The organism is Pseudomonas shiyinii (genome assembly GCF_056725765.1).
This window is the reverse complement of the sequence record NZ_CM161522.1, coordinates 842620-867522: the sequence shown is the minus strand read 5'-3', so window position 1 is coordinate 867522 and position 24903 is coordinate 842620. Positions and strand designations below refer to the sequence as shown.

The window sequence follows — 24903 nt, the reverse complement described above, 5'->3', positions numbered from 1 at the left end:
TCAGCCAGGACCACCATGCATCATTCGACCCACGACCTGCTGTCTCCCGTGCCGGGCATCGCCCGCCAGCTCCACAGTTTCCATTTCGGCCCGCGCGGTGGCGGCAAGGTCTACATCCAGGCCTCGCTGCACGCCGACGAACTGCCCGGCATGCTGGTGGCCTGGCACCTCAAGCGCCGCCTGGTCGAGCTGGAACAGCAAGGCCGGCTGAACCAGGAGGTGATCCTGGTGCCCGTGGCCAACCCGGTGGGCCTGGAGCAGGTGCTGCTGGATGCGCCCCTGGGGCGTTTCGAATTGCAAAGCGGGGAAAACTTCAACCGCAACTTCGTCGACCTGTCGGACAGCATCGGTGACCAGATCGAAGGCCACCTGACCCAGGACCCGGACCACAACCGGGCGTTGATCCGCGAATACCTGCGCCGCGGGCTGGACGCCCACCCGGCGCGCACCCCGTTGCAATCCCAGCGCCTGACCTTGCAGCGCCTGGCCTGCGATGCCGACATCGTGCTCGACCTGCACTGCGACTTCGAGGCGGTGGAACACCTGTACACCACACCTGAAGCCTGGCCCCAGGTCGAGCCACTGGCCCGCTACCTAGGCGTCCAGGCCAGCCTGCTGGCCACCGATTCAGGTGGCCAGTCGTTCGACGAGTGCTTCAGCCTGGTGTGGTGGCAGTTGCAGCAGCGCTTCGGCAAGCACTTCCCGATCCCCCAGGGCAGTTTCTCGGTGACGGTAGAGCTGCGCGGCCAGGCCGATGTCTGCCACGACCTGGCAGCCAAGGATTGCCAGGGCATCCTGGATTTCCTGACCCATGCTGGGGTCATCGAGGGCCAGGCCAAGGCATTGCCGCCCCTGGCCTACCCGGCAACACCACTGGCTGCCGTCGAACCGGTGATGGCACCGTTGGGCGGTTTGCTGGTATTCCACGCCAAACCCGGGCAATACCTGGAAGCCGGCCAGTTGATCGCCGAAGTCATCGACCCGCTCAGCGACCGGGTGACTGCCGTGCACAATGCCCAGGCAGGCTTGCTCTATGCGCGCAGCGTAAGACGCATGGCCACGGCAGGCATGGTCATTGCGCATGTGGCGGGCGAGCAGGTCTGCCGCAGCGGCTACCTGCTGGCCAACTGAGACGGCGTGGGGCTCAAGCCACCGGCGAGGGAGGCGGTTCGTCCGGCAAGGTGGGTTCGCCCGGCTCCATGGGTGGCGATTCGCCTGGTTCGGGTGGTTGCGGGGTATCAGGGTCGGGCTGGTGGGGCACGCCACCGGCCTGCACCGGCGTGGGCGGATGCGCCAGCAGGGACCATGCCAGCAACCCGATCTGGTTGGGCTGGAGGACGGCCAGCTTCGCGCTGATAGCGGGATGGAGTTTCATTGGCTGCTCCTGGCGATAGCCGGCACGCGCCATGCGCACCGGACCGTTCTAACCGTTGGAGTGCCTGGCGCGCGAGGAATTCCCCGCGCTCGTCACCTCAGGTGCGTGGCAGGGTGACGCCGCGCTGGCCCTGGTACTTGCCGCCACGATCCTTATAGGACACTTCGCATTCTTCATCGGACTCGAGGAAGAGCATCTGCGCCACGCCTTCGTTGGCGTAGATCTTGGCCGGCAGGGTGGTGGTATTGGAGAACTCCAGGGTCACATGGCCTTCCCACTCCGGTTCCAGTGGGGTGACGTTGACGATGATGCCGCAGCGGGCATAGGTGCTCTTGCCCAGGCAGATGGTCAATACGTTGCGCGGGATGCGGAAGTATTCGACGGTGCGGGCCAGGGCGAAGGAGTTCGGCGGGATGATGCATACGTCGCTCTTGACGTCGACGAAGCTGCCGGCGTCGAAGTTCTTCGGGTCGACGGTGGCCGAATTGATGTTGGTGAACACCTTGAATTCGTCGGCGCAGCGCACGTCGTAGCCGTAGCTGGAGACGCCGAAGGAAATGACCCGGCTGTCTTCGCCGCCGCGCACCTGGCGCTCGACGAACGGTTCGATCATGCCGTGTTCCTGCGCCATGCGGCGAATCCACTTGTCCGATTTGATGCTCATGGCGGGAGTGTCCTGAGAGTGCAAGGTGAAAAACGAGACGCGCATCTTACCGGTCCCGGCGCCCGCGGCAAAGTTCCATCCTGCAATCCCGCGCCGGACGGGAGCTGTAGCCGCCGTCGATCCGAATTTCGACAAAGCCGTCATTGACCATTGGCAGGTCGGGGAAAGTGGGTTAAGGTGGCGCCACTGTGCTGCACGTGACACCGAGAATCTCTAGTTTGATGCACGATTCCTATCGGCCCATCGCTGAATTTTCTGCTCTCTTTGCGCTCAGTCCCGGCCAGGGCGTTTCCTGTGCCGAAATCTACTTTGTCCAAGGAGACAGAAACATGTCCAATCGCCAATCCGGTGTTGTCAAGTGGTTCAACGATGAGAAGGGCTACGGCTTCATCACCCCTCAGTCGGGTGACGACCTGTTCGTACACTTCAAAGCCATCCAGGCTGACGGCTTCAAAACCCTGAAAGAAGGCCAGGCTGTTACTTTCGTCGCTACCCGCGGCCAGAAAGGCATGCAGGCTGAAGAAGTTCAAATCGCCTAAGTCGATTTGCTTCCTCGCTTTCAAAAAAACCCGCCTCTGGCGGGTTTTTTTATGCCTGGCCGATTGATGAATCGGTGCTGGCTCCGCTTGCTTCGTGGGAGCTGGCGACAGCCTGCGATGGGCCGCAAAGCGGCCCCTTAAGTCTGGAGGGCTCCAGCGTTTGAAGGCTTGGGGCTGCTTTGCAGCCCATCGCAGGCTATCGCCAGCTCTCATAGAACAACGCATGACCCTTTGATTTGCGGCACCCTGTGGGAGCGGGCTTGTCCCGCGATTAGGCCGGGCCCGATATCACCGTCGCCCTTGATCGCGGGACAAGTCGGACCGCCGCACCGCCGCTCCCACAGGGGCTGCATTGGCCGCTTGTTCTCTGCACGACAGCGCAGCCCGAAGGGCTGGGTGATCTCCCACCGAGATTGCGCCGCTCTCAAAACTCGCGAAATCCCTGTGTGGGGTTTACCTGCGAAGCAGACGACTCGCCCTTGCGGGTCAGTCCTCGCTGATGGTGATGTTCGGCATCGCCGGCGCCGCCGCTTCCTGCAGCACGATCCGCGCCCCCACCTGGCGGGCCAGTTCCTGGTAGATCATGGCGATCTGGCTTTCCGGCTCGGCGATAGCCGTAGGCTTGCCGTTATCGGCCTGCTCGCGAATCAACATCGACAGCGGCAGGGAGGCCAGCAGTTCGACACCATACTGGGCCGCGAGCTTCTGGCCACCCCCTTCGCCGAACAGGTGTTCGGCATGGCCGCAGTTCGAGCAAATGTGCACGGCCATGTTCTCGACCACGCCCAACACCGGGATGTTGACCTTGCGGAACATCTCCACGCCCTTCTTCGCATCCAGTAGCGCCAGGTCCTGAGGGGTGGTGACGATCACCGAACCGGCGACGGGCACCTTTTGCGCCAGGGTCAGCTGGATGTCGCCGGTGCCGGGTGGCATGTCGATCACCAGGTAGTCGAGGTCATCCCAGGCGGTCTGGGTCACCAGTTGCAGCAACGCCCCGGAGACCATCGGGCCGCGCCAGACCATCGGCGTGTTGTCATCGGTGAGAAACGCCATGGACATGACTTCCACGCCGTGGGCCTTGATCGGCACGAACCACTTCTGCTCGCGCACCTGCGGCCGGGTCCCCTCGGCGATGCCGAACATCACGCCTTGGCTCGGGCCGTAGATATCGGCATCGAGGATGCCCACCCGGGCACCCTCGCGGGCCAGGGCCAAGGCCAGGTTGGCGGCGGTGGTCGACTTGCCGACCCCGCCCTTGCCCGAGGCCACGGCGATGATGTTCTTGACGTTGGCCATGGCCGGTACCTGGGCCTGGCCCTTGTGGGTGCCAACCACGCAATCGATCGAAACCGTGGCCGCGCTCACGCCGTCGAGGTTTTCGATGGCGGTGCCCAGCACCTGCGCCCAACCGTTCTTGAACAAACCGGCGGCATAGCCCAGCTGCAAGCGTACGTTGACCTGCCCGCCCTGGATGTCGATGGCGCGCACGCAACCGGCGCTGACCGGGTCCTGGTTCAGGTAGGGGTCGGTGTACTGGCGAAGCACGCCTTCGACGGCGGCATGTGTGACGGCACTCATGGACACTCCCAATGGCAAACGAGTATGGAACAGGCGCCTATGCTAACCGTCAATCGTCAGCAGATGCGTCCTTGGGGTGAAATATATTCGCCAGCCCTTTATAGTGGCCGATCTTCTTCATTTTCCATCCCGTTGCCAGATCAAGTAGCCAAGCCACCATGTCCGAGCCACGCCAGATTCTCGTCACCAGCGCCCTGCCCTATGCCAATGGTTCCATCCACCTTGGCCATATGCTCGAGTACATCCAGACGGACATGTGGGTTCGCTTCCAGAAGCTGCGCGGCAATCAGTGCATCTATGTCTGCGCCGACGACGCCCACGGCTCGGCCATCATGCTGCGTGCCGAGAAGGAAGGCATCACCCCCGAGCAATTGATCGCCAACGTCCAGGCCGAGCACAGCAGCGACTTCGCCGATTTCCTGGTCGATTTCGACAACTTCCACTCGACCCACTGCGAAGAGAACCGCGAGCTGTCGAGCCTGATCTACACCCGCCTGCGTGAAGCAGGGCACATCGCCACCCGTTCGGTCACCCAGTACTACGACCCCGAGAAGGGCATGTTCCTGGCCGACCGCTTCATCAAGGGCACCTGCCCCAAGTGCGCGGCCGAAGACCAGTACGGCGACAACTGCGAGAAATGCGGTGCCACCTACGCGCCCACCGAGCTGAAGAACCCCAAGTCGGCCATTTCCGGTGCCACGCCGGAGCTGCGCGACTCCCAGCACTTCTTCTTCAAGCTGCCTGACTTCCAGGCGATGCTGCAGCAGTGGACCCGCAGCGGCACCCTGCAGGACGCCGTCGCCAACAAGCTGGCCGAGTGGCTGGACTCGGGCCTGCAGGAGTGGGACATCTCCCGCGACGCGCCGTACTTCGGCTTCGAGATCCCGGGCGAGCCGGGCAAGTACTTCTACGTCTGGCTGGACGCGCCGATCGGCTACATGGCCAGCTTCAAGAACCTGTGTGCACGCCGCCCGGAGCTGGACTTCGACGCGTTCTGGAAAGAAGACTCCAAGGCCGAGCTGTACCACTTCATCGGCAAGGACATCGTCAACTTCCACGCCCTGTTCTGGCCGGCCATGCTCGAAGGCGCAGGCTTCCGCAAGCCGACCGCCATCAACGTGCACGGCTACCTGACGGTCAACGGCGCCAAGATGTCTAAGTCGCGCGGCACCTTCATCAAGGCGCGCACTTACCTGGACCATCTGCAGCCGGAATACCTGCGCTATTACTACGCCTCCAAGCTGGGCCGTGGCGTCGATGACCTGGACCTGAACCTCGACGACTTCGTGCAGAAGGTCAACTCCGACCTGGTCGGCAAGGTGGTCAACATCGCCAGCCGCTGCGCAGGGTTCATCCACAAGGGCAATGCAGGCGTTCTGGTCGCCGGCGATGCCGCCCCCGAGCTGAGCGAAGCCTTCCTGGCCGCCGCCCCGTCCATCGCCGAAGCCTACGAAAACCGTGACTTCGCCCGTGCCATGCGTGAAATCATGGCCCTGGCCGACCGGGCCAACGCCTGGATCGCCGACAAGGCGCCGTGGTCGCTGGCCAAGCAGGAAGGCAAGCAGGACGAGGTCCAGGCCATCTGCGCCCAGGGCATCAACCTGTTCCGCCAACTGGTGATCTTCCTCAAGCCGGTACTGCCGGTCCTGGCGGCCGACGCCGAGGCCTTCCTCAATGTCGCGCCGCTGACCTGGAACGACCACCTGTCGCGCCTGGAAAACCACACGCTCAACCCGTTCAAGGCCCTGATGAGCCGTATCGAGCCGGCCAAGATCGACGCCATGGTCGCCGCCAGCAAGGAAGACCTTGCCGTCGCCGAAGCCGCAGCTCCCACCGGCAACGGTGAACTGGCCAAGGACCCGCTGTCGCCGGAAGTGGAGTTCGACACCTTTGCCGCGGTCGACCTGCGCGTGGCACTCATCGTCAAGGCCGAGGCGGTCGAGGGCGCCGATAAGCTGCTGCGCCTGACCCTGGACATCGGTGACGAACGCCGCAATGTGTTCTCCGGCATCAAGTCGGCCTACCCCGACCCCGCCAAGCTCGAAGGCCGCCTGACCATGATGGTGGCCAATCTCAAGCCACGGAAGATGCGCTTCGGCGTGTCCGAAGGCATGGTCATGGCGGCCGGCCCTGGCGGTGAAGAAATCTACCTGCTGAGCCCCGACAGCGGCGCCAAGCCAGGTCAGCGCATCAAATAAGCAGCGCGTCTTGCCCCGGCCTTCGGCCGGGGCATTTCCATCTGCGGGCGCGTGCCATACTGTCGGCACCTCCCAGCCATCGGCCTTCCCATGAGCGACTACGTCCTGGTACTGGTCAGCGCTGCGCTGGTCAACCACCTGATCCTGCAGCGGTCGCCGCTTTCCCGCCCGCAGCTTCACGTAGTGGGTGCCTGCAGCGCCCTGGCGGTGATGCTGGGCCTGATCGTTGGGCAACTGCTGCAGGACCTGATATTGATCCTGCAATGGCAGGACCTGCAGTTGTTCCTGTTGTTGCCCTTGCTGGCATTGCAAGCCTTAGGCCTGCCTAAACTGCTCGGGCAGTTGCGGCCCGCTTGGCGGGTGGACAACCTGCCGTCCCTGCTGCTGGGCAACACCCTGGTGCTAGGCTTGCTATTGCAACTGGGCACGCTTGGCCAATGGCTCCCGTCACTCGGCTGGGGCCTGGCCGGGGGGCTGGGGTTCTGGCTTGCCCTGGTCCTGTTCGATGACCTGCGCCAACGCACGGATCACGACGACATGCCCATCGCCCTGCGCGGCCTGCCCATCGAACTGATCGGCGCAGGCGTGATGGTCATGGCGTTCTCCGGCTTCAACGGATTATTCACACAATGAGTCTGATTCAACGCATCGACGCCCTGCTTCCACAAACCCAGTGCGGCAAATGCGGCCACGCCGGTTGCCGGCCCTATGCCGAAGGACTGGCCGCTGGCGAAGCGATCAACAAATGCCCACCGGGCGGCGCAGAAACCATTGCCGCCCTGGCTCACCTGCTCGATACCCCGGTCATCGACCTAGACCCGGGTCGAGGCAGCGCACCGCCCCAGGTGGCCTATATCCGCGAGGCCGAATGCATCGGCTGCACCAAATGCATCCAGGCCTGCCCAGTGGACGCCATCGTCGGTGCCGCGAAGCTGATGCATACGGTCATCGCCAATGAATGCACAGGCTGCGACCTGTGCCTGGCACCCTGCCCGGTCGACTGCATCGACCTGCTGCCTCTGCCAGACAACATCATCCCGATCGTTGGCGGGCTGGCCCAGACGCCACACCAGCAGGCTGCGCGCACCCAGCGCCGCGACCACGCGCGATGGCGTCATGACCAACGCAACGCCCGGCTGCAACGCGATGAAGCACGTCGCCAGGCCGAGCGATTGGCGCGCAACCCACGGCCGGCCGCCCCTACGGTAGGTGATGGCGACGCCGCGCCGGATCCGATCAAAGCTGCCATCGAACGGGTCAAGGCGCAAAAAGCCGCCAGCAGTGACGCCACCTTGAAGCAGGCGAAGATCGCCGCCGCCATGAGCCGCGCCCAGCTGAGCAAGGCCCGCAGTGCGTTCGGCAGCTCGCCGAGCGAAGCCCAGCTCGACCAGCTGCGCACCCTGGAGAAGGCGGCCGAGCAGGCTCAACGACACCTCGATGCCCTGCAGGCCGGGCCGGGCCATGCCAGCGCCTGACCCGCGGCTGCGCAGGGCCATGGGCCTGGTGCTGCTGGCCTGTGCGCCCGGCTTGCTGGCCCTGTGCTGGCTGTATGGCTGGGGCGTGTTGTTCAACTTGCTGCTCTGTGCCGGCACCGCCTTGGGCTGCGAAGCCGCGCTGCTGGCCCTGCGCGGCCAATCGCCGCTGCCTGCATTGGCAGATGGCAGCGCGCTGGTCAGCGCCGTGCTGTTGGCCGCAGCCCTGCCCAGCCTGGCACCGTGGTGGTTGCCGGTCATCGCCACGAGCGTGGCGATCGGTATTGGCAAGCAAGCCTTCGGCGGTGTCGGGCGCAACCTGTTCAACCCGGCGATGGTCGGCTATGCCTTCGTCCTGCTGAGTTTTCCCCTGCAGATGAACCAATGGCCAGGCCAGCCGGCAGGTTTTATGGAGGTGGTGCAGCATCTGTTCGGCGCGCCGGCGCACGTCGATGCCTGGGCCACTCCGACGGCGCTGGACGGGCTACGCCACAATCGCAGCCTCACCCTCGAGGAACTGTTCGCCCAACACCCAGGCTTTGGCACGATCGGTGGACGCGGCAGCGAATGGGTGAACCTCGCATTCCTGGTCGGCGGGCTGTTCCTCTGGCAACGCAAGGTCATCGCCTGGCATGCTCCCGCAGGCCTGCTGGCCGGTATATTCCTGTTCAGCCTGCTGTGCTGGAACGGCTCGGGCTCCGATTCCAATGGCTCACCGCTGCTGCACCTGTTCTCCGGCTCGAGCATGCTGGCGGCGTTCTTCATCGCCACCGAACCGGTATCCGGGCCCCGCAGCGCCTTGGCGCGCCTGGTGTTCGGCTTCAGCACGGGCCTGCTGATCTATCTGATCCGCACTTGGGGCAGCTATCCCGACGGCACGGCGTTCGCCATCCTCCTGATGAACCTCGCCGTACCGGCCCTGGAGCGCCAGGCCGCACGCCATTCACAGGCCAGCCCATGAACCCTTCGGCGCGCAGTGCCGTACTGCTGGTGCTGATCGGCATCTTTTCGCTGGGCAGTACCCTGGCCTGGCGACATTGGACAGCGCCAACCCGCCTGGAGGCCGAGCGACGGTTGCATAACCTGCGCTGGTTGCAGGCACTGCCTGTGGGTAGCTTCGACAACCAACCCCTGCAAGTCCCCGTGGCCTTGGGCGACACACACCTGCCCCACAGCCGCTTGCTGGCTGGCTACAGGGCGACCCTGGACGGCAAGCCGAGCGCTGTGCTGCTGCACAGCCAGACACAGGGGTATGCGGGGCCGATCACCTTGACGATCGCCATAGACCCAGCCGGACGCCTGGTCGGCATCCACGTCCTTGAACAACAGGAAAGCCCAGGCCTCGGGGACCAGTTGGTCGATCCACGCATCCATTGGCTGGACCAGTTCACAGGCCGCACCCAGGAAGGCGCCTGGGCCATCAAGCGCGACCACGGCGACTATGACCAACTGGCCGGTGCCACGGTCACCTCCCGCGCGGTGATCGACGCCCTGCAGGATGCCTTGCGCTATTTCGATGCTCACCGCGCCACCCTGCTGGAGGCACATACCGATGAATAGGTTCTGGCTACCCGGCATCAGCGTATTTGCCTTGACTGGTGCGACGTCGACCTTGGCACAGGCCACTGCCATCGGGTTGTGTAGCGTGCTGCTCCTGAGCCTGCACCAGGCGTTGCTGATACCCCTGCGCCGCTGGCTCGCTGGGCCCTGGCGTTTGCTGGCCAGCCTGTTGCTGCTCGCAGCGCTTGCCAGCAGCCTGCAACTGGGCCTGCAGACCTGGGCCCTACCGCTGGCCCATTCACTTGGCCACTATCCAGCCCTGCTCTGCATACAATGCCTGATGGCGGACCAGTTGTGGCCGGACGGGCTTGGCTGGCGGCGCCTGGGCCTTTTGCTGGGCGGCCTGCTGATACTTTGCATACTGCTCGGCGCCTGCCGCCAATGGCTGGCAACCGGGCCCGGCGTGCATCTGGCAAGCCTGGCACCGGGTGGATTGATGCTGCTCGGCGGCTTGCTGGCCCTGTACAATCGCTTGCGTCCGGGGCCAGCCCCCTCACGTCGTCAAGGAAGCCTTTGAGCCCATGAATGCCGCCAAACGCCTGGAGATCTTTCGCAGGCTGCACGAAGACAACCCCGACCCAAAGACCGAACTGGCCTACACCACCCCTTTCGAATTGCTCATCGCCGTCATCCTGTCCGCCCAGGCGACGGATGTCGGAGTGAACAAAGCCACCGCACGGCTGTACCCTGTGGCCAACACACCGCAGGCCATCCATGCCCTGGGCGTCGAAGGACTGAGCGAATACATCAGGACCATCGGCCTCTACAACAGCAAGGCCAAGAATGTCATCGAGACCTGCCGCCTGCTGATCGAACGCCACGGCGGTGAAGTGCCGCAAACCCGCGAAGCCCTCGAGGCGCTGCCAGGGGTTGGCCGCAAGACCGCGAACGTCGTGCTCAACACCGCCTTTCGCCAGCCGGCCATGGCGGTCGATACGCATATCTTCCGGGTCAGCAACCGGACCGGTATCGCGCCCGGCAAGACGGTGCTGGAGGTGGAAAAGAAATTGCTCAAGTTCGTACCCAAGGACTACCTGCTCGACGCCCACCACTGGCTGATCCTGCACGGCCGCTATGTATGCCAGGCGCGCAAGCCCCGTTGTGGCGCCTGCCGTATCGAGGACCTTTGCGAGTATAAACAGAAGACTTCTGACGATTGAGACAATAGAAGGAAATGGTTGTATACGATTGAAAAAATCTTTTTTACCGGAATCGGGTTTCTCGCTATAAGGACGGCCAATGGCCCCTTGGCTTGGAGTAACTCATGAGCACCGATAAAGACGAACTGTCGATCGACGATGAATTTCCTACCTCGGAAGACGATATCGAGCCCCAGGTGGAAACGGCGAAAACCAACCTGAGCAAACGCCGTACCATCGACAACCTCCTCGAGGAGCGGCGTCTGCAGAAACAACTCGCCGACTTCGACTACGACCTGTAGCCCGCCGGGCATCTTGAAAGCCTCCCTTGCGGAGGCTTTCCTGTTTCAGGGCCGCGACAGGCCGTGGCGCTGGGCAAGTTCGATGAGGTCGACCAGGGAACGGGCATTGAGCTTGAGCAACAGGCGTGTCTTGTAGGTACTGACCGTCTTGTTGCTGAGGAACATGCTGTTGGCGATCTCCTTGTTGCTCTTGCCGCTGGCCAGCTCCTTCAACACCATGACCTCTCTGCCGGAAAGACGCTGGACCATCTCCTCCTCGGTGCCGCCCTTGGCACACCCACGCGTCTTGTGCAGGGCCTGGTTGGGGAAATAGCTGTACCCGGACAGTACAGCCTTGATCGCGCTGAGCAGTTCGGTCAGGTCCTGCTGCTTGCACACATAGCCCGCCGCGCCCGCCTGCATGCAACGCATGGAGAAATGCCCCGCGGCCTGAGACGTCAGAACCAGCACCTTGCTGGCTGGGCTGATGCTCGACAGCCGACCAATGACCTCCAGCCCATCGAGTTTCGGAATACCGATATCCAACACTACGATGTCGGGTTGGTATTCCCGGATCAACTGCAAGGCATCCACACCGTTATCGGTTTCCGCCACGACGTCATACCCATGCCGTTCCATCAACATGCGTACGGCCAGACGAATAACCGGATGATCATCCACGATAAGCACTTTATTCATGCGATATCCATTGATTCATTATTCTTGCTCCGAGCTAACACGATAACCGAGCACGCCACCCCATGGCGCGGCGGATTGCGGCTTATGACCAAGCAGAGACGAGACCTACATCAATTGCGGAAATTTCCTACAACCGAACACTTTATAAATTGTCGAGTTATGTAGGTGTGAGACCAAAAGTTAACAACGATAAATAAACATTTCCTAGTCGCAAGCCGGCGAGACGCACGAACGACTAATCTATGTTTCAGGGTAACTAGACGCAGCGGCAAAGGTGATTTTGGCGTTATGGCTTCCAGGGAAATATCTCTACCTTCAGCCGAGCGCGAAAACAGGCGAGAGATAAGCAAATATTTGCGGGCCAAGCACCATGCAACAGACAGACTCCATCAGCCCCTTGGCGATCATCGCCATATTCGCAGGCATCATCGAAGCCTCCGCCCTTGCGTCCCTGCCCTTTCTCAGCGAGAACAGCCAGAAGACCTATACATGGTTTCTGGTGGGCTTTCCGTTCTTCCTGACCATGCTGTTTTTCCTGACCTTGAACTTCAACTATCACTCCCTGTACCAGCCCAACAGAACCGCTCGCCGAAGCAAGCCCCACGCACAAGTGCCCAGCACGCCGCCTGCGGAAAAGCCGAGCACATCGACGATGACCATCACGCTCTCAGGGCCCGACACGCGCAAGATGATCGAGCAGCATATATTGCGTACCGTCACCCGCCGCCATCCCCATGCTCGCCGTTGGGTGCTCTACAACCTCGATACCCGGACCCGTATCCAGCTGTCGGTCAAGGCGCTGGGCGAGCCCGACGAGGCGATCGACCGCTGATAAATAAAAAACCCGGCGCCAAGGCCGGGTTTTCAGGTAACGCTCGCCAGGATGAGATCAGAGCAGCGAGCGGCCCTTGTTGGCGGCAATACGCATGCGCAGGGCGTTGAGCTTGATGAAGCCCGCAGCATCGGCCTGGTTGTAGGCGCCGCCGTCTTCCTCGAAGGTCGCGATGTTGGCGTCGAACAGCGAATCGTCCGATTTGCGACCGACCACGGTGACGTTGCCCTTGTACAGCTTCAGGCGAACGACGCCGTTCACGTTGACCTGCGAGGCGTCGATCATCTGCTGCAGCATCAGACGCTCCGGGCTCCACCAGTAGCCGGTGTAGATCAAGCTGGCATACTTGGGCATCAGCTCATCCTTCAGGTGAGCGACTTCGCGGTCCAGGGTGATCGACTCGATGGCGCGGTGGGCCTTGAGCATGATGGTGCCGCCAGGGGTCTCGTAGCAGCCACGGGACTTCATGCCGACATAGCGGTTCTCGACGATGTCCAGGCGACCGATACCGTTGGCACCACCGATGCGGTTCAGGTCGGCCAGGACGGTAGCCGGGGTCTTCTCGACGCCGTCGATGGCGACGATGTCACCGTTGCGGTAGGTGAGCTCGATGTAGGTAGCCTGATCCGGGGCGTTCTCCGGGGACACGCTCCAGCGCCACATGTCTTCTTCGTGCTCGGTCCAGGTATCTTCCAGGACACCGCCTTCATAGGAAATGTGCAGCAGGTTGGCGTCCATCGAGTACGGCGACTTCTTCTTGCCGTGGCGCTCGATCGGAATGCCGTGCTTCTCGGCGTAGTCCATCAGCTTCTCGCGGGACAGCAGGTCCCACTCGCGCCACGGCGCGATGACCTTGACGCCCGGCTTGAGTGCATAGGCGCCCAGCTCGAAACGCACCTGGTCGTTGCCCTTGCCGGTAGCGCCATGGGAAATGGCGTCGGCACCGGTTTCGTTGGCGATCTCGATCAGGCGCTTGGCGATCAGCGGACGGGCAATGGAAGTACCCAGCAGGTACTCGCCTTCATAGACGGTGTTGGCGCGGAACATCGGGAACACGAAGTCTCGCACGAACTCTTCGCGCAGGTCATCGATGTAGATCTCTTTGACGCCCATTGCCTGTGCCTTGGCGCGGGCCGGCTCGACCTCCTCGCCCTGACCCAGGTCAGCGGTGAAGGTCACCACTTCGCAGTTGTAGGTATCCTGCAGCCACTTGAGAATCACCGAAGTATCAAGGCCGCCGGAATACGCCAGTACGACCTTTTTTACGTCCGCCATGCCATCACTCCACGGGGTTGTACGGAAAGCGGTTGATTCTACCGGCCCCATTGAAATATTTACAATGGGGCGACAGCTTGTGATGACAAAGCGACAGGAACAGTCAAGAGCGCGACCCTCGTCGCGGTCAGGATTTTTTTTCTGCCGGTGCCTGCGCCGGCGCTGGGCCAGGCGTCGCTGGAGCTGCGGCAGCGGGCGCCGGGGTGGGCTCTGCCGAGGGCTTTTCCACCGGCTTCTCGACCGGGGCGACACGCTCCAGCTGGATGTTCACCCGGCGGTTGCGCGCCCGGTTGGCGGCACTGTTGTTCCGGGCCAAGGGGTAACGTTCGCCGTGGAAGCGCACGGTGATCTGCTCATCCGGCACACCATGGGCCTTGAGGTAGTCGGCGACCGCCAGGGCCCGGCGGCGTGAGGTGTCGCGGTTGGTCAGGCGGCTGCCACTGTTGTCGGCATGGCCATCGAGCTCGATGTGGTTCACCGACGGGTCTGCCTTGAGGTAATCGAGGATCACGTCCAGGCGTGCCCGCGCCGCGCTGTCCAGCTCGATACCGCGTGGGAACCCGACCTGGGTCTGGCGGATCTGGTCGAAGTTCATCGGCAGCAGCTTGGCGGCACATGCCTGGTAGTCGCCATAGGCCTTGGCGAAGCTGACCGGCAGTACATGCACCTCCATGGGTCTGCCGCCCTCGCCGGCATGGTTGCGCACCACCGTGCTGCGCCCGTCGAGCAGGCCGTTGATCAGCCGGCTGGCCTGACCCTGGGACGATGTGAACAACACCCCGCTGCGCCCCATGCGCACGCCCCCGAGATTGATGTCGCCCCGGCCAGGTTGCCAAGGTGCTGCCGCGGCCAGCAAGGTCGCGCTGCCCGCCCCCAGCGCATTGCTGTCCGATCGCAACTGGAAGACCGCCTGTTCGCCGGCACGACGGACGAACTCACCGCTGCCGAAACCGTCGATCGGCTGGGACAGCCGACATTCGAACTGGTCCCCCTCGACGTTCCAGGCGACGTTCTCCACGCGCGTCTGGAACGTCAATGCCCCGGCCGGCAGGCTGGCAAACAGGGAAAGAAGGGCTAGGTAACGCTGGCGCACAGGTGGCTCCACAGATTCTGACGGCTTACCTGCAGGCTATCGGACGCCACCGGGAAAACTTGATAGCCGTGCTCCTACCGGGGTTTTCCGGTAGCATTGGCCCTTGAGTTCGACCCGCCTGGAATCTCCAATGTCCGATCGCCTGACCCTCCTGCGTCCCGACGACTGGCACATCCATCTGCGCGATGGTGCCGTCCTGCCCCATACCGTTGGCGACGTGGCGCGTACCTTCGCCCGCGCCATCATCATGCCCAACCTGGTCCCGCCGGTACGCAATGCCGTCGAGGCCGGCGCCTATCGCGAGCGCATCCTCGCCGCGCGCCCGGCGGGCAGCCGCTTCGAGCCGCTGATGGTGCTGTACCTCACCGACCGCACCAGCGCCGAGGATATCCGCGCGGCCAAGGCCAGCGGTTTCGTGTACGCCGCCAAGATGTATCCGGCCGGCGCCACCACCAACTCCGACTCGGGCGTGACCAGCATCGACAACATCACGCCGGCGCTCGAGGCCCTGGCCGAAACCGGCATGCCACTGCTGGTGCACGGCGAAGTGACCCGTGCCGAGGTCGATGTGTTCGACCGCGAGAAGCGCTTCATCGACGAGCACCTGGCCCGCGTGGTCGAGCGCTTCCCCACGCTGAAAGTGGTGTTCGAGCACATCACCACCGCCGATGCCGCGCAGTTCGTCCTGCAGGCCCCGGCCAACGTCGGCGCGACCATCACCGCGCAGCACCTCTTGTACAACCGCAACCACATGCTGGTCGGCGGTATTCGCCCGCACTTCTATTGCCTGCCGATCCTCAAGCGCAACACCCATCAGGTGGCGCTGCTGGACGCAGCCACCAGCGGCAACAGCAAGTTCTTCCTCGGCACCGATTCGGCGCCCCATGCCCGCCACGCCAAGGAAGCCGCCTGCGGCTGCGCCGGCTGCTATACGGCCTACGCTGCCATCGAGCTGTATGCCGAGGCCTTCGAACAGCGCAATGCGCTGGACAAGCTCGAAGGTTTCGCCAGCCTGCACGGCCCGGCGTTCTACGGCCTGCCGGCGAACACCGACACCATCACCCTGGTTCGCGACGAGTGGACCGCTCCCGACAGCCTGCCATTTGGTGACAACACCGTGGTTCCGCTGCGCGCTGGTGAAAAACTGCGCTGGCGTCTGCTGGAGGAGAAGGCGTGAGCGAAGCGTTCTACGAAGACGACCAGGAAGGTCAAGGCAGCAGCGTTCGCCACCCGATGGCCGAGCGCTTCCGCGGTTACCTGCCCGTGGTGGTGGATGTGGAAACCGGCGGTTTCAACAGCGCCACAGACGCGCTGCTCGAAATCGCTGCCGTCACCATCGGCATGGACGAGAAAGGCTTCCTGTTCCCGGAGCACACCTACTTCTACCGGGTCGAGCCCTTCGAAGGGGCCAACATCGAGCCGGCGGCCCTGGAGTTCACCGGTATCAAGCTGGACCACCCACTGCGCATGGCGGTTAGCGAAGAAACCGCGCTTACCGACATTTTCCGTGGGGTGCGCAAGGCCCTGAAGGCCAATGGTTGCAAACGGGCCATCCTGGTCGGCCACAACAGCAGCTTCGACCTGGGCTTCCTCAATGCCGCCGTGGCGCGCAACGACCTCAAGCGCAATCCATTCCATCCTTTCTCCAGCTTCGACACGGCCACCCTGGCTGGCCTGGCCTATGGCCAGACCGTCCTGGCCCGGGCCTGCCAGAGTGCCGACATCGATTTCGATGGGCGTGAAGCCCACTCGGCACGCTACGACACCGAGAAAACCGCCGAGCTGTTCTGCGGCATCGTCAACCGCTGGAAGGAAATGGGCGGCTGGCGTGACTTCAACGACTGACCAGCCTGAGCCCCTGGGGCTGCTTTGCGGCGCTATCGCTGGCAAGCCAGCTCCCACAGGGGTTTCGCAAGTCTTGAGAGCGGCGCAGGACAGGTGGGGGCTTGCTGGCACCAGGCTGCCCAGAGCACCGCTACAGGCATAAAAAAACCGGCCATGATGGCCGGTTTTTTTATTCGCGTGGCAATTACAGCTTGCCAGCGTTCTCGCTCAGGTAGGCAGCAACGCCTTCCGGCGAAGCGGTCATGCCCTTGTCGCCTTTCTTCCAGTTGGCAGGGCAGACTTCGCCGTGCTCTTCGTGGAATTGCAGGGCGTCGACCAGGCGCAGCAGTTCTTCCATGTTGCGGCCCAGCGGCAGGTCGTTGACGATCTGCGAACGGACAACGCCGTTCTTGTCGATCAGGAAGGCGCCACGGAAGGCTACGCCGCCTTCGGACTCAACGTCGTAGGCCTTGCAGATGTCGTGGGAGATGTCTGCAGCCAGGGTGTACTTGACCGGGCCGATGCCGCCGTTGTTGACGGGGGTGTTACGCCAGGCGTTGTGGGTGAAGTGCGAGTCGATCGACACGCCGATCACTTCCACGCCGCGCGCCTGGAAGTCAGGGATGCGGTGGTCCAGGGCGATCAGCTCGGATGGGCAGACGAAGGTGAAGTCCAGTGGGTAGAAGAACACCAGGCCGTATTTGCCCTTGATGGCCGAAGCCAGGTTGAAGCTGTCGACGATCTCGCCGTTGGCCAGTACGGCCGGAACGGTGAAGTCGGGGGCTTGTTTACCAACGAGTACGCTCATTCGTTATCTCCTTGATGGTGGTGAAATCAGATACCCGGGAGGGTCGACCTGCCCCGGCATCCAGCAAAGGTTGCCCATCATACACGGCTTCTGGTGACAGGCCGAATCCAACCGCCGGTCGCACCGACACAAAGCTGGAGGAAAGTTCTTTGACACGCATTCTCATTACCATTAAGCTCCACCCCATCGAGCCTCTACCCTGATGGTCTGATCTTATGTATGTGTGTCTTTGTGTCGGCGTCACCGACGGACAGATTCGCGATGCGATCTATGAAGGATGCTGCAGCTACAAGGAAGTCCGGGCCGCCACCAATGTCGGCAGCCAATGTGGCAAATGTGCATGCCTGGCCAAGCAGGTGGTCCGCGAGACCCTGACCGAACTTCAGGTCAGCCAGCAGGCCGCCCTGCCCTACCCCGTTGAATTCAACGTGGCGTAAATCACCGAATTCGAAGAGCCGGACCCAGTGTCCGGTTTTTTTATGCCTTCAATTCAATAAGTTAGCGTTCTAACGCGGTTCACAAACATTCTTATTCCTATTAATTTTCACTTACTATTCAATAACTTAGGTTTGACAGAGGCCCAGGTCGGGCTCAGACTTCCTGTATTGGCATACTTCAACAGGGCAGGAACCCGACATGAAAGGCGACGTAAGCGTCATCCAGCATCTCAACAAGATCCTCGGAAACGAGCTGGTCGCGATCAACCAGTACTTCCTGCACGCGCGGATGTACGAGGACTGGGGCCTGAACAAACTCGGCAAGCACGAGTACAAGGAATCCATCGACGAGATGAAGCACGCTGACAAATTGATCAAGCGTATTCTTTTCCTCGAAGGCATCCCCAACGTGCAGGACCTGGGCAAGTTGCTGATCGGCGAACACACCAAGGAAATGCTCGAGTGCGACCTGAAGATCGAACAGAAAGGCCTGGTCGACCTCAAGGCCGCCATCGCCCATTGTGAAACCGCCGGTGACTTCGGCTCCCGCGAACTGCTTGAAGACATCCTCGAGTCCGAGGAGGAGCACATCGACTGGCTGGAGACCCAGCTGGGCCTGATCGATAAGGTGGGTATCGAGAACTACCTGCAATCGCAGATGGGTGAGGAATAAACCTAGGCGGGCAGGCGACGCGTTCCCTCCATGAAAAAGCCCCGCCTAGGCGGGGCTTTTTCATGCCTGCGACAAAAGCCGGATCAGGCTTCGGAGGCCTTGGCCTTGGCGGCGGCTTCCTTGATCAGGGTCTGCAGCTCACCCTTTTCGAACATTTCCAGCATGATGTCGCTGCCGCCGACCAGCTCGCCACCGACCCACAGTTGCGGGAAGGTCGGCCAGTTGGCGTACTTGGGCAGGTTGGCGCGGATTTCCGGGTTCTGCAGGATGTCGACGTAGGCGAACTTCTCGCCACAACCCATAACGGCCTGCGCAGCACGCGCCGAGAAGCCGCACTGTGGGGCATTCGGCGAGCCTTTCATGTAAAGCAGAATGGTGTTGTTGGCGATCTGCTCTTTGATTGTTTCGATGATATCCATGAAGCACCTCGGCTGAACTTTCCGACGCGATCGTCGGCACGGTGACGCATTGTAACGGAAAGCCGAGCTGCATGCTCGGCCTTGCCAGCCCCGTTGCGGCCTGCGCATGCACAGGGGCGTCGCAAGGTATTTGTCGAGGCTGGGCGCTCCGGACTTCACGACACCGGCGGCATGATTCGCGACGCAGGGTTTGCCAAAGGGCGGACAAGCCGTGTACAACCCACCTGTGGAAAATAAAAAACAGTACGCTCACAAGGGCTTACGACATTCCTTGCAACAGAGCTGCTGTGCCCCCTCTTGGTTTCAGGCGACATTTAATTATAGTATTGCGCCTTCCCCCTATTCCGTCCGCCCCGTGCGGCTTACGCCGCAGGTCGCTCCCGTTGTCAACAAAACCATACGGTCGACCTGCAAACCGTTGCAGATAAGGTAGTCAATCATGAGCGCTAGGCACTTTCTCTCCCTGATGGATTTCACCGCTGACGAACTGCTCGGCGTGATCCGTCGAGGCATCGAGCTGAAGGACCTGCGCAAGCGAGGCGTGCTGTTCGAGCCACTGAAGAACCGCGTGCTGGGGATGATCTTCGAGAAGTCCTCCACCCGTACCCGGGTGTCGTTCGAGGCCGGCATGATCCAGCTCGGCGGCCAGGCCATCTTCCTCTCGCCCCGCGATACCCAACTGGGCCGTGGCGAGCCGATCGCCGACAGCGCCATCGTCCTGTCGAGCATGCTCGATGCGGTGATGATCCGCACCCATGCCCACAGCACCCTCACCGAATTCGCCGCCAACTCCCGGGTCCCGGTGATCAACGGCCTGTCCGACGAATCGCACCCCTGCCAGCTGCTGGCCGACATGCAGACCTTCCTCGAACACCGCGGCCCGATCCAGGGCAAGACCGTGGCCTGGATCGGCGATGGCTTCAACATGTGCAATTCCTACATCGAGGCGGCCCTGCAGTTCGATTTCCAGCTGCGCATCGCCTGCCCGGAAGGCTACGAGCCCGATCCGCGCTTCCTCGCCCTGGGCGGTGATCGCGTGCAGGTCATTCGTGACCCCAAGCAAGCCGTGCAAGGTGCCCATCTGGTGACCACGGATGTCTGGACTTCCATGGGCCAGGAGGAGGAAACTGCACGGCGCCTGGCGCATTTCGCGCCTTACCAGGTCACCCGCGAACTGCTCGACCTGGCGGCACCCGATGCCCTGTTCATGCACTGCCTGCCCGCCCACCGTGGCGAGGAAATCAGCCAGGACCTGCTCGACGACCCTCGTTCGGTCGCCTGGGACCAGGCTGAAAACCGCCTGCATGCACAGAAGGCCCTCCTGGAATTCCTTGTAGAACCGGCTTACCACCACGCATGAGTCAACCGCTATTGCTCAACCTGCGCGACCTGGCCTGCGGCTATGGCGACCAGCGCATCGTCCAGAACCTCAATCTGCACCTGAACGCAGGCGACATCGGTTGCCTGCTGGGCTCCTCAGGTTGCGGCAAGACCACCACCCTGCGCGCGATCGCAGGCTTCGAGCCAGTGCACGAAGGCGAGATCCAGCTGGCCGGCGAAGTCATCTCCCGCGCAGGGTTCACCCTGGCACCGGAGAAGCGCCGGATCGGCATGGTGTTCCAGGACTACGCCTTGTTCCCCCACCTGACCGTGGCGCAGAACATCGCCTTTGGCCTTGGCAGGCATCCACGCCCGAACGAGGTGGTCGAGGAAATGCTCGAGCTGGTCAAGCTCGGCGGCCTGGGCGGGCGCTACCCCCACGAGCTGTCCGGCGGCCAGCAGCAACGGGTGGCCCTGGCCCGGGCCCTGGCACCGGAGCCGCAGTTGCTGTTGCTCGACGAGCCCTTCTCCAACCTGGACGTGGAGCTGCGACGGCGCTTGAGCCATGAAGTGCGCGACATCCTCAAGAGCCGAGGCACCAGCGCCATCCTGGTCACCCATGACCAGGAAGAAGCCTTTGCCGTCAGCGACCAGGTCGGGGTATTCAGGGAAGGCCGCCTGGAACAGTGGGACACGCCCTACAACCTCTACCATGAACCGCAGACCCCCTTCGTCGCCAGCTTCATCGGCCAGGGCTACTTCATCCGTGGCCAGATGAGCAGCCACGAGGCGGTCAAGACCGAGGTAGGCGAACTGCGCGGCAACCGTGCCTACACCATGGCGCCGGGTAGTTCGGTGGACGTGCTGCTGCGTCCGGACGACATCATCCACGCGCCGGACAGCGACCTGCGGGCGAATATCGTCGGCAAGAGCTTCCTCGGTGCCTCGACCCTGTACCGACTGCAACTGCCCACCGGCAGCCAGTTGGAAGCGATCTTCCCGAGCCACGTCGACCATCAGGTCGGCCAGGAAATCGGCATCAACGTGGCCGCCGACCACCTGGTGCTGTTCCCGGTACCAGGCAGTGTCGCAGCGCAACTGCCGCGGCAGGAAAACGGCGTACGCCGCTACAGCTCGGCGACCTGATCGCCGTTTCGGTTGCTGCCCGGTCTTGTGGGCTTGTCCCGCTGATCGGGCGCGCAGCGGCCGTCAATCAGCCAACTCGTTCTACTTGATGAATTGCAGTTGCTGGTTTTACGGCCGCTGCGCGCCCGATCGCGGGACAAGCCCGCTCCTACAGATGTTGAGCGCTGTGGCTGAAGCCTTCAGCCCCGGCCGATCTCGGCGAACGTCCCTTGGGTATGCTCGGCCAGCACCGTTGCGGCCAGTTCTACCTCCAGCCCACGCCGCCCGGCGCTCACATGGATGCTGTCAAATTGCTGTGCCGATGCATCGATGAACGTGCGCAGGCGCTTCTTCTGCCCCAACGGGCTGATCCCGCCCACCAGGTAGCCGGTTGAACGCTGTGCTACCGCCGGGTCCGCCATTTCGCACTTCTTGACTCTCGCTGCCTGCGCCAGCGCCTTGAGGTCGAGCGTGCCGCCTACCGGTACCACCGCCACCAGCAATTCCCCCTTCTCACTGCTGGCCAACAGGGTCTTGAACACACGCTGCGGATCAAGCCCCAGTTTTTCTGCCGCCTCAAGGCCATAGGACGCAGATTTCGGATCATGTTCATAGCTGTGCACGCGATGTTCGGCACGCGCCTTCTTCAAAAGATCGAGGGCGGGGGTCATGTACGGCTCCAATCGGTGGCAAGTCGGCGGCTACTTTAGGCCAATTCCTACAGCCCGACCAGCGTAGCGCCAACGCGCCAGTCTGGCCCAGGAGTTACGAGCGCGCTATGCATCCAGAATGTGACCAATCGTTCACTTTCGACCTTTGACATCAGCGTTTCTTGTCTATATTTTTTCGTTTCTGAATAAATGACACTTTTTTAAAGGTGCATTCCTACACTTGTCCGGCGTCAACGGGGATAGACACCGGACCTTGCTGTCGAGCGCCCAGTGCCTCACAACAACAAGAAACGAGGTCATACATGACGACTGCTCTACGACAACCGACCCTGTCCGGCCAATGCATGGCCGAATTTCTCGGCACCGCACTGCTCATCTTCTTCGGCACCGGCTGTGTCGCAGCCCTCAAGGTCGCCGGTGCCAGCTTCGGGCTCTGGGAAATCAGCATCATCTGGGGGGTCGGCGTCAGCATGGCGATCTACCTCACCGCCGGCATTTCCGGCGCGCACCTGAACCCGGCCGTGAGCATTGCCCTGTGCCTGTTCGCCGGCTTCGACAAACGCAAACTGCCGTTCTACATCCTCGCCCAGGTCTGCGGCGCCTTCTGCGCCGCCGCGCTGGTCTATGGGTTGTACAGCAACCTGTTCTTCGATTTCGAACAGGCCCATGCCATGGTCCGCGGCAGCGAAGCCAGCCTGGAACTGGCGTCGGTGTTTTCCACCTACCCACACCCGGCCCTGTCCATCGCCCAGGCGTTCCTCGTCGAAGTGGTGATCACCGCCATCCTCATGGCCGTGATCATGGCCCTGACCGACGACAACAACGGCCTGCCCCGAGGCGCCATGGCGCCGCTTTTGATCGGCCTGCTGATCGCGGTGATTGGCAGCGCCATGGGCCCTCTGACCGGCTTTGCGATGAACCCGGCACGCGATTTCGGGCCTAAACTGATGACATTCCTGGCCGGTTGGGGCGAGATAGCCTTTACCGGCGGGCGCTCCATTCCCTATTTCCTGGTTCCGGTGTTCGCACCGATCCTCGGCGCATGCCTGGGGGCAGCCCTGTACCGAGGCCTGATCGCCCGTAACCTGCCGATGGCGCAAACCGCGAACCCGCAAACAGACGACAACCCACAGGGCGATACCCAGGCTTCCTGAGGCCAGCGCGCCGGCAAGACACCCGGCCACCCCCTGACCACTCCCTATTTTGTGCAAGGCCACCGACATGACAGATTCCCAGGACAAGAACTACATCATCGCCCTGGACCAGGGCACCACCAGTTCGCGGGCCATCATCTTCGACCGGGACGCCAACGTGGTCGGCACCTCCCAGCGCGAGTTCGTGCAGCATTACCCGCAAGCCGGCTGGGTCGAGCACGACCCGATGGAGATCTTCGCGACCCAGAGCGCGACCATGGTCGAGGCCCTGGCCCAGGCCGGCATCAGCCATGCCCAGGTCGCCGCACTGGGTATCACCAACCAGCGTGAAACCACGGTGGTCTGGGACAAGGAAACCGGGCGCCCGGTATACAACGCCATCGTCTGGCAATGCCGGCGCAGCACCGAGATCTGCGAGCAGCTCAAGCGCGACGGCCACGAAGCCTACATTCGCCAGGCCACCGGCCTGGTCACCGACCCCTACTTCTCCGGCACCAAGCTCAAGTGGATCCTCGACAACGTCGAAGGGGCCCGGGAACGTGCGGAGCGCGGCGAGCTGTTGTTCGGCACTGTCGATACCTGGCTGATCTGGAAGTTCTCCGGCGGCAAGGTACATGTCACCGACTACACCAATGCCTCGCGCACCCTGATGTTCAACATCCACACGCTGCAATGGGACGAGAAGCTCCTGCAGATCCTCGGCATCCCTCGCCAGATGCTGCCCCAGGTGCGTCCCTCCTCCGAAGTCTACGGCCATACCAAGAGCGGTATCGCCATCGCCGGCATCGCCGGTGACCAGCAGTCCGCCCTGTTCGGGCAGATGTGCGTCGAGCCCGGCCAGGCCAAGAACACCTACGGCACCGGTTGCTTCCTGCTGATGAATACCGGCGACAAGGCGGTGACCTCCTCCCACGGCCTGCTCACCACCATCGCCTGCGGCCCGCGCGGCGAAGTGGCCTATGCGCTGGAGGGCGCGGTGTTCAATGGCGGCTCCACCGTGCAGTGGCTGCGCGACGAGCTGAAGATCGTCAACGACGCCTACGACACCGAGTATTTCGCCAGCAAGGTCAAGGACAGCAACGGCGTCTATTTGGTACCGGCCTTCACCGGCCTGGGCGCCCCCTACTGGGACCCTTATGCCCGCGGTGCCCTGTTCGGCCTGACCCGGGGTGTCAAGGTCGACCACATCATCCGCGCCGCCCTGGAGTCGATCGCCTACCAGACCCGCGACGTGCTCGACGCCATGCAACAGGACTGCGGCCAGCGCCTGAGCGAACTGCGCGTGGACGGCGGTGCGGTGGCCAACAACTTCCTCATGCAGTTCCAGGCCGACATTCTCGGCACCTGCGTTGAGCGGCCGAAAATGCGCGAAACCACAGCCTTAGGCGCTGCCTACTTGGCGGGCCTGGCCTGTGGTTTCTGGAGCGGCCTGGACGAATTGCGAGACAAGGCGATCATCGAGCGTGAGTTCAGCCCGCAATTGGACGAAGCGCAAAAGGAAAAGCTCTACAAAGGCTGGCGCAAGGCCGTGGACCGAACCCGCGATTGGGAAGATCACGAGGCCTGAGCCTGCAGATCTCGTCTGCCTGGCCCGACCGATCGCCGGCAAGCCGGTTCCCACTTGTATTGCGCTGCGGTTGTAGACACCGCCGAACCTGTGGGAGCCGGCTTGCCGGCGATAGGGCCAAGGCAGGCAATACGCCGAACCTGAGGTAGCAGGCTGGCCGTCATCCTCTTCCTACGGCATCATTGCAGAATTTGTCC

General features: G+C 62.6%; 27 protein-coding genes and 1 pseudogene. 19 read left to right on the top strand and 9 right to left on the bottom strand.

Annotated elements, in window-relative coordinates:
• Positions 1-15: 15 nt before the first annotated feature.
• Positions 16-1131, top strand: coding sequence for a succinylglutamate desuccinylase/aspartoacylase family protein (locus ACXHGZ_RS04140; protein ID WP_480462531.1), 1116 nt, complete (start codon positions 16-18; stop codon positions 1129-1131).
• Positions 1132-1144: 13 nt separating this feature from the next.
• On the opposite strand, the gene ACXHGZ_RS04135 is transcribed toward ACXHGZ_RS04140, so the two are convergent.
• On the bottom strand, positions 1145-1375 hold the full coding sequence (locus ACXHGZ_RS04135; RefSeq protein WP_084856050.1) for a hypothetical protein: 231 nt from the start codon (positions 1373-1375) through the stop codon (positions 1145-1147).
• A gap of 97 nt (positions 1376-1472) precedes the next feature.
• Positions 1473-2039, bottom strand: coding sequence for a dCTP deaminase (gene dcd, locus ACXHGZ_RS04130; protein WP_043213075.1), 567 nt, complete (start codon positions 2037-2039; stop codon positions 1473-1475).
• A 329-nt stretch (positions 2040-2368) separates the two neighbouring features.
• Here dcd and ACXHGZ_RS04125 point away from each other — a divergent pair, with 329 nt between their 5' ends.
• Entirely contained in the window at positions 2369-2578 is a 210-nt protein-coding gene (locus ACXHGZ_RS04125) for a cold-shock protein (RefSeq protein ID WP_003254922.1), read from the top strand.
• A 486-nt stretch (positions 2579-3064) separates the two neighbouring features.
• Here the strand turns inward: ACXHGZ_RS04125 and apbC are convergent, their stop codons facing one another.
• A complete protein-coding gene (gene apbC, locus ACXHGZ_RS04120; protein WP_084856048.1) occupies positions 3065-4159 on the bottom strand; it encodes an iron-sulfur cluster carrier protein ApbC in 1095 nt (364 codons plus the stop codon).
• Positions 4160-4317: 158 nt separating this feature from the next.
• Between apbC and metG the strand changes: the two genes are divergently transcribed.
• From metG to ACXHGZ_RS04080, 8 genes and pseudogenes are all read left to right on the top strand, one after another.
• Entirely contained in the window at positions 4318-6357 is a 2040-nt protein-coding gene (metG, locus tag ACXHGZ_RS04115) for a methionine--tRNA ligase (RefSeq protein ID WP_480462530.1), read from the top strand.
• 90 nt (positions 6358-6447) lie between these two features.
• Positions 6448-6990, top strand: a complete 543-nt coding sequence (locus ACXHGZ_RS04110; protein ID WP_480462528.1) for an Rnf-Nqr domain containing protein — start codon at positions 6448-6450, stop codon at positions 6988-6990.
• Positions 6987-7829: pseudogene (locus tag ACXHGZ_RS04105) on the top strand (RnfABCDGE type electron transport complex subunit B); the annotation flags it as partial. The gene ACXHGZ_RS04110 and the pseudogene ACXHGZ_RS04105, both read left to right, overlap by 4 nt.
• Complete coding sequence (locus tag ACXHGZ_RS04100; protein WP_480462526.1) at positions 7819-8790, top strand: RnfABCDGE type electron transport complex subunit D; 972 nt, start codon at positions 7819-7821, stop codon at positions 8788-8790. The pseudogene ACXHGZ_RS04105 and the gene ACXHGZ_RS04100, both read left to right, overlap by 11 nt.
• Positions 8787-9389 carry an RnfABCDGE type electron transport complex subunit G gene (locus ACXHGZ_RS04095; protein WP_480462525.1) on the top strand — a complete coding sequence of 201 codons (603 nt, stop codon included), beginning with the start codon at positions 8787-8789 and terminating at the stop codon, positions 9387-9389. The genes ACXHGZ_RS04100 and ACXHGZ_RS04095 overlap by 4 nt, the downstream gene beginning before the upstream one ends.
• Entirely contained in the window at positions 9382-9906 is a 525-nt protein-coding gene (locus tag ACXHGZ_RS04090) for an NADH:quinone oxidoreductase (protein WP_480462523.1), read from the top strand. The genes ACXHGZ_RS04095 and ACXHGZ_RS04090 overlap by 8 nt, the downstream gene beginning before the upstream one ends.
• Positions 9907-9910: 4 nt before the next feature.
• Positions 9911-10549, top strand: a complete 639-nt coding sequence (gene nth / locus ACXHGZ_RS04085; RefSeq protein WP_324813242.1) for an endonuclease III — start codon at positions 9911-9913, stop codon at positions 10547-10549.
• Between the two features lie 104 nt (positions 10550-10653).
• Complete coding sequence (locus tag ACXHGZ_RS04080) at positions 10654-10830, top strand: PA3496 family putative envelope integrity protein (protein ID WP_172402996.1); 177 nt, start codon at positions 10654-10656, stop codon at positions 10828-10830.
• A 45-nt stretch (positions 10831-10875) separates the two neighbouring features.
• Here the strand turns inward: ACXHGZ_RS04080 and ACXHGZ_RS04075 are convergent, their stop codons facing one another.
• Positions 10876-11508 carry a response regulator transcription factor gene (locus ACXHGZ_RS04075; RefSeq protein ID WP_084856033.1) on the bottom strand — a complete coding sequence of 211 codons (633 nt, stop codon included), beginning with the start codon at positions 11506-11508 and terminating at the stop codon, positions 10876-10878.
• Between the two features lie 370 nt (positions 11509-11878).
• Here ACXHGZ_RS04075 and ACXHGZ_RS04070 point away from each other — a divergent pair, with 370 nt between their 5' ends.
• Positions 11879-12340 (top strand): hypothetical protein, encoded by a 462-nt coding sequence (locus ACXHGZ_RS04070; RefSeq protein WP_480462521.1) that lies wholly within the window; start codon positions 11879-11881, stop codon positions 12338-12340.
• Positions 12341-12397: 57 nt separating this feature from the next.
• Here ACXHGZ_RS04070 and ACXHGZ_RS04065 read toward each other — a convergent pair whose 3' ends face one another.
• Both ACXHGZ_RS04065 and ACXHGZ_RS04060 read right to left on the bottom strand, forming a co-directional pair.
• Positions 12398-13615 carry an argininosuccinate synthase gene (locus ACXHGZ_RS04065; protein ID WP_013973956.1) on the bottom strand — a complete coding sequence of 406 codons (1218 nt, stop codon included), beginning with the start codon at positions 13613-13615 and terminating at the stop codon, positions 12398-12400.
• A 127-nt stretch (positions 13616-13742) separates the two neighbouring features.
• Positions 13743-14708 (bottom strand): flagellar protein MotY, encoded by a 966-nt coding sequence (locus tag ACXHGZ_RS04060; RefSeq protein ID WP_480462519.1) that lies wholly within the window; start codon positions 14706-14708, stop codon positions 13743-13745.
• A gap of 130 nt (positions 14709-14838) precedes the next feature.
• Here ACXHGZ_RS04060 and pyrC point away from each other — a divergent pair, with 130 nt between their 5' ends.
• Positions 14839-15885 carry a dihydroorotase gene (pyrC, locus tag ACXHGZ_RS04055; RefSeq protein ID WP_196144234.1) on the top strand — a complete coding sequence of 349 codons (1047 nt, stop codon included), beginning with the start codon at positions 14839-14841 and terminating at the stop codon, positions 15883-15885.
• Between the two features lie 56 nt (positions 15886-15941).
• Entirely contained in the window at positions 15942-16553 is a 612-nt protein-coding gene (rnt, locus tag ACXHGZ_RS04050) for a ribonuclease T (protein ID WP_230381177.1), read from the top strand.
• Positions 16554-16737: 184 nt separating this feature from the next.
• Here the strand turns inward: rnt and ACXHGZ_RS04045 are convergent, their stop codons facing one another.
• Positions 16738-17340, bottom strand: a complete 603-nt coding sequence (locus ACXHGZ_RS04045) for a peroxiredoxin (RefSeq protein ID WP_084856025.1) — start codon at positions 17338-17340, stop codon at positions 16738-16740.
• Positions 17341-17555: 215 nt separating this feature from the next.
• Here ACXHGZ_RS04045 and ACXHGZ_RS04040 point away from each other — a divergent pair, with 215 nt between their 5' ends.
• Both ACXHGZ_RS04040 and bfr read left to right on the top strand, forming a co-directional pair.
• Positions 17556-17777 (top strand): bacterioferritin-associated ferredoxin, encoded by a 222-nt coding sequence (locus ACXHGZ_RS04040; RefSeq protein ID WP_084856023.1) that lies wholly within the window; start codon positions 17556-17558, stop codon positions 17775-17777.
• Between the two features lie 199 nt (positions 17778-17976).
• Positions 17977-18450, top strand: coding sequence for a bacterioferritin (gene bfr / locus ACXHGZ_RS04035; RefSeq protein ID WP_084856022.1), 474 nt, complete (start codon positions 17977-17979; stop codon positions 18448-18450).
• 83 nt (positions 18451-18533) lie between these two features.
• Here bfr and grxD read toward each other — a convergent pair whose 3' ends face one another.
• A complete protein-coding gene (gene grxD / locus ACXHGZ_RS04030) occupies positions 18534-18869 on the bottom strand; it encodes a Grx4 family monothiol glutaredoxin (protein ID WP_043206518.1) in 336 nt (111 codons plus the stop codon).
• A 439-nt stretch (positions 18870-19308) separates the two neighbouring features.
• Between grxD and argF the strand changes: the two genes are divergently transcribed.
• Both argF and ACXHGZ_RS04020 read left to right on the top strand, forming a co-directional pair.
• On the top strand, positions 19309-20229 hold the full coding sequence (gene argF / locus ACXHGZ_RS04025; protein ID WP_480462517.1) for an ornithine carbamoyltransferase: 921 nt from the start codon (positions 19309-19311) through the stop codon (positions 20227-20229).
• Complete coding sequence (locus ACXHGZ_RS04020; protein WP_480462516.1) at positions 20226-21335, top strand: ABC transporter ATP-binding protein; 1110 nt, start codon at positions 20226-20228, stop codon at positions 21333-21335. The genes argF and ACXHGZ_RS04020 overlap by 4 nt, the downstream gene beginning before the upstream one ends.
• Before the next feature lie 179 nt (positions 21336-21514).
• On the opposite strand, the gene ybaK is transcribed toward ACXHGZ_RS04020, so the two are convergent.
• On the bottom strand, positions 21515-21985 hold the full coding sequence (ybaK, locus tag ACXHGZ_RS04015; RefSeq protein WP_084856014.1) for a Cys-tRNA(Pro) deacylase: 471 nt from the start codon (positions 21983-21985) through the stop codon (positions 21515-21517).
• A 302-nt stretch (positions 21986-22287) separates the two neighbouring features.
• Between ybaK and ACXHGZ_RS04010 the strand changes: the two genes are divergently transcribed.
• Both ACXHGZ_RS04010 and glpK read left to right on the top strand, forming a co-directional pair.
• Positions 22288-23139, top strand: a complete 852-nt coding sequence (locus ACXHGZ_RS04010; RefSeq protein WP_480462513.1) for an MIP/aquaporin family protein — start codon at positions 22288-22290, stop codon at positions 23137-23139.
• A gap of 67 nt (positions 23140-23206) precedes the next feature.
• A complete protein-coding gene (gene glpK / locus ACXHGZ_RS04005; protein ID WP_084856010.1) occupies positions 23207-24706 on the top strand; it encodes a glycerol kinase GlpK in 1500 nt (499 codons plus the stop codon).
• Positions 24707-24903: the final 197 nt, after the last annotated feature.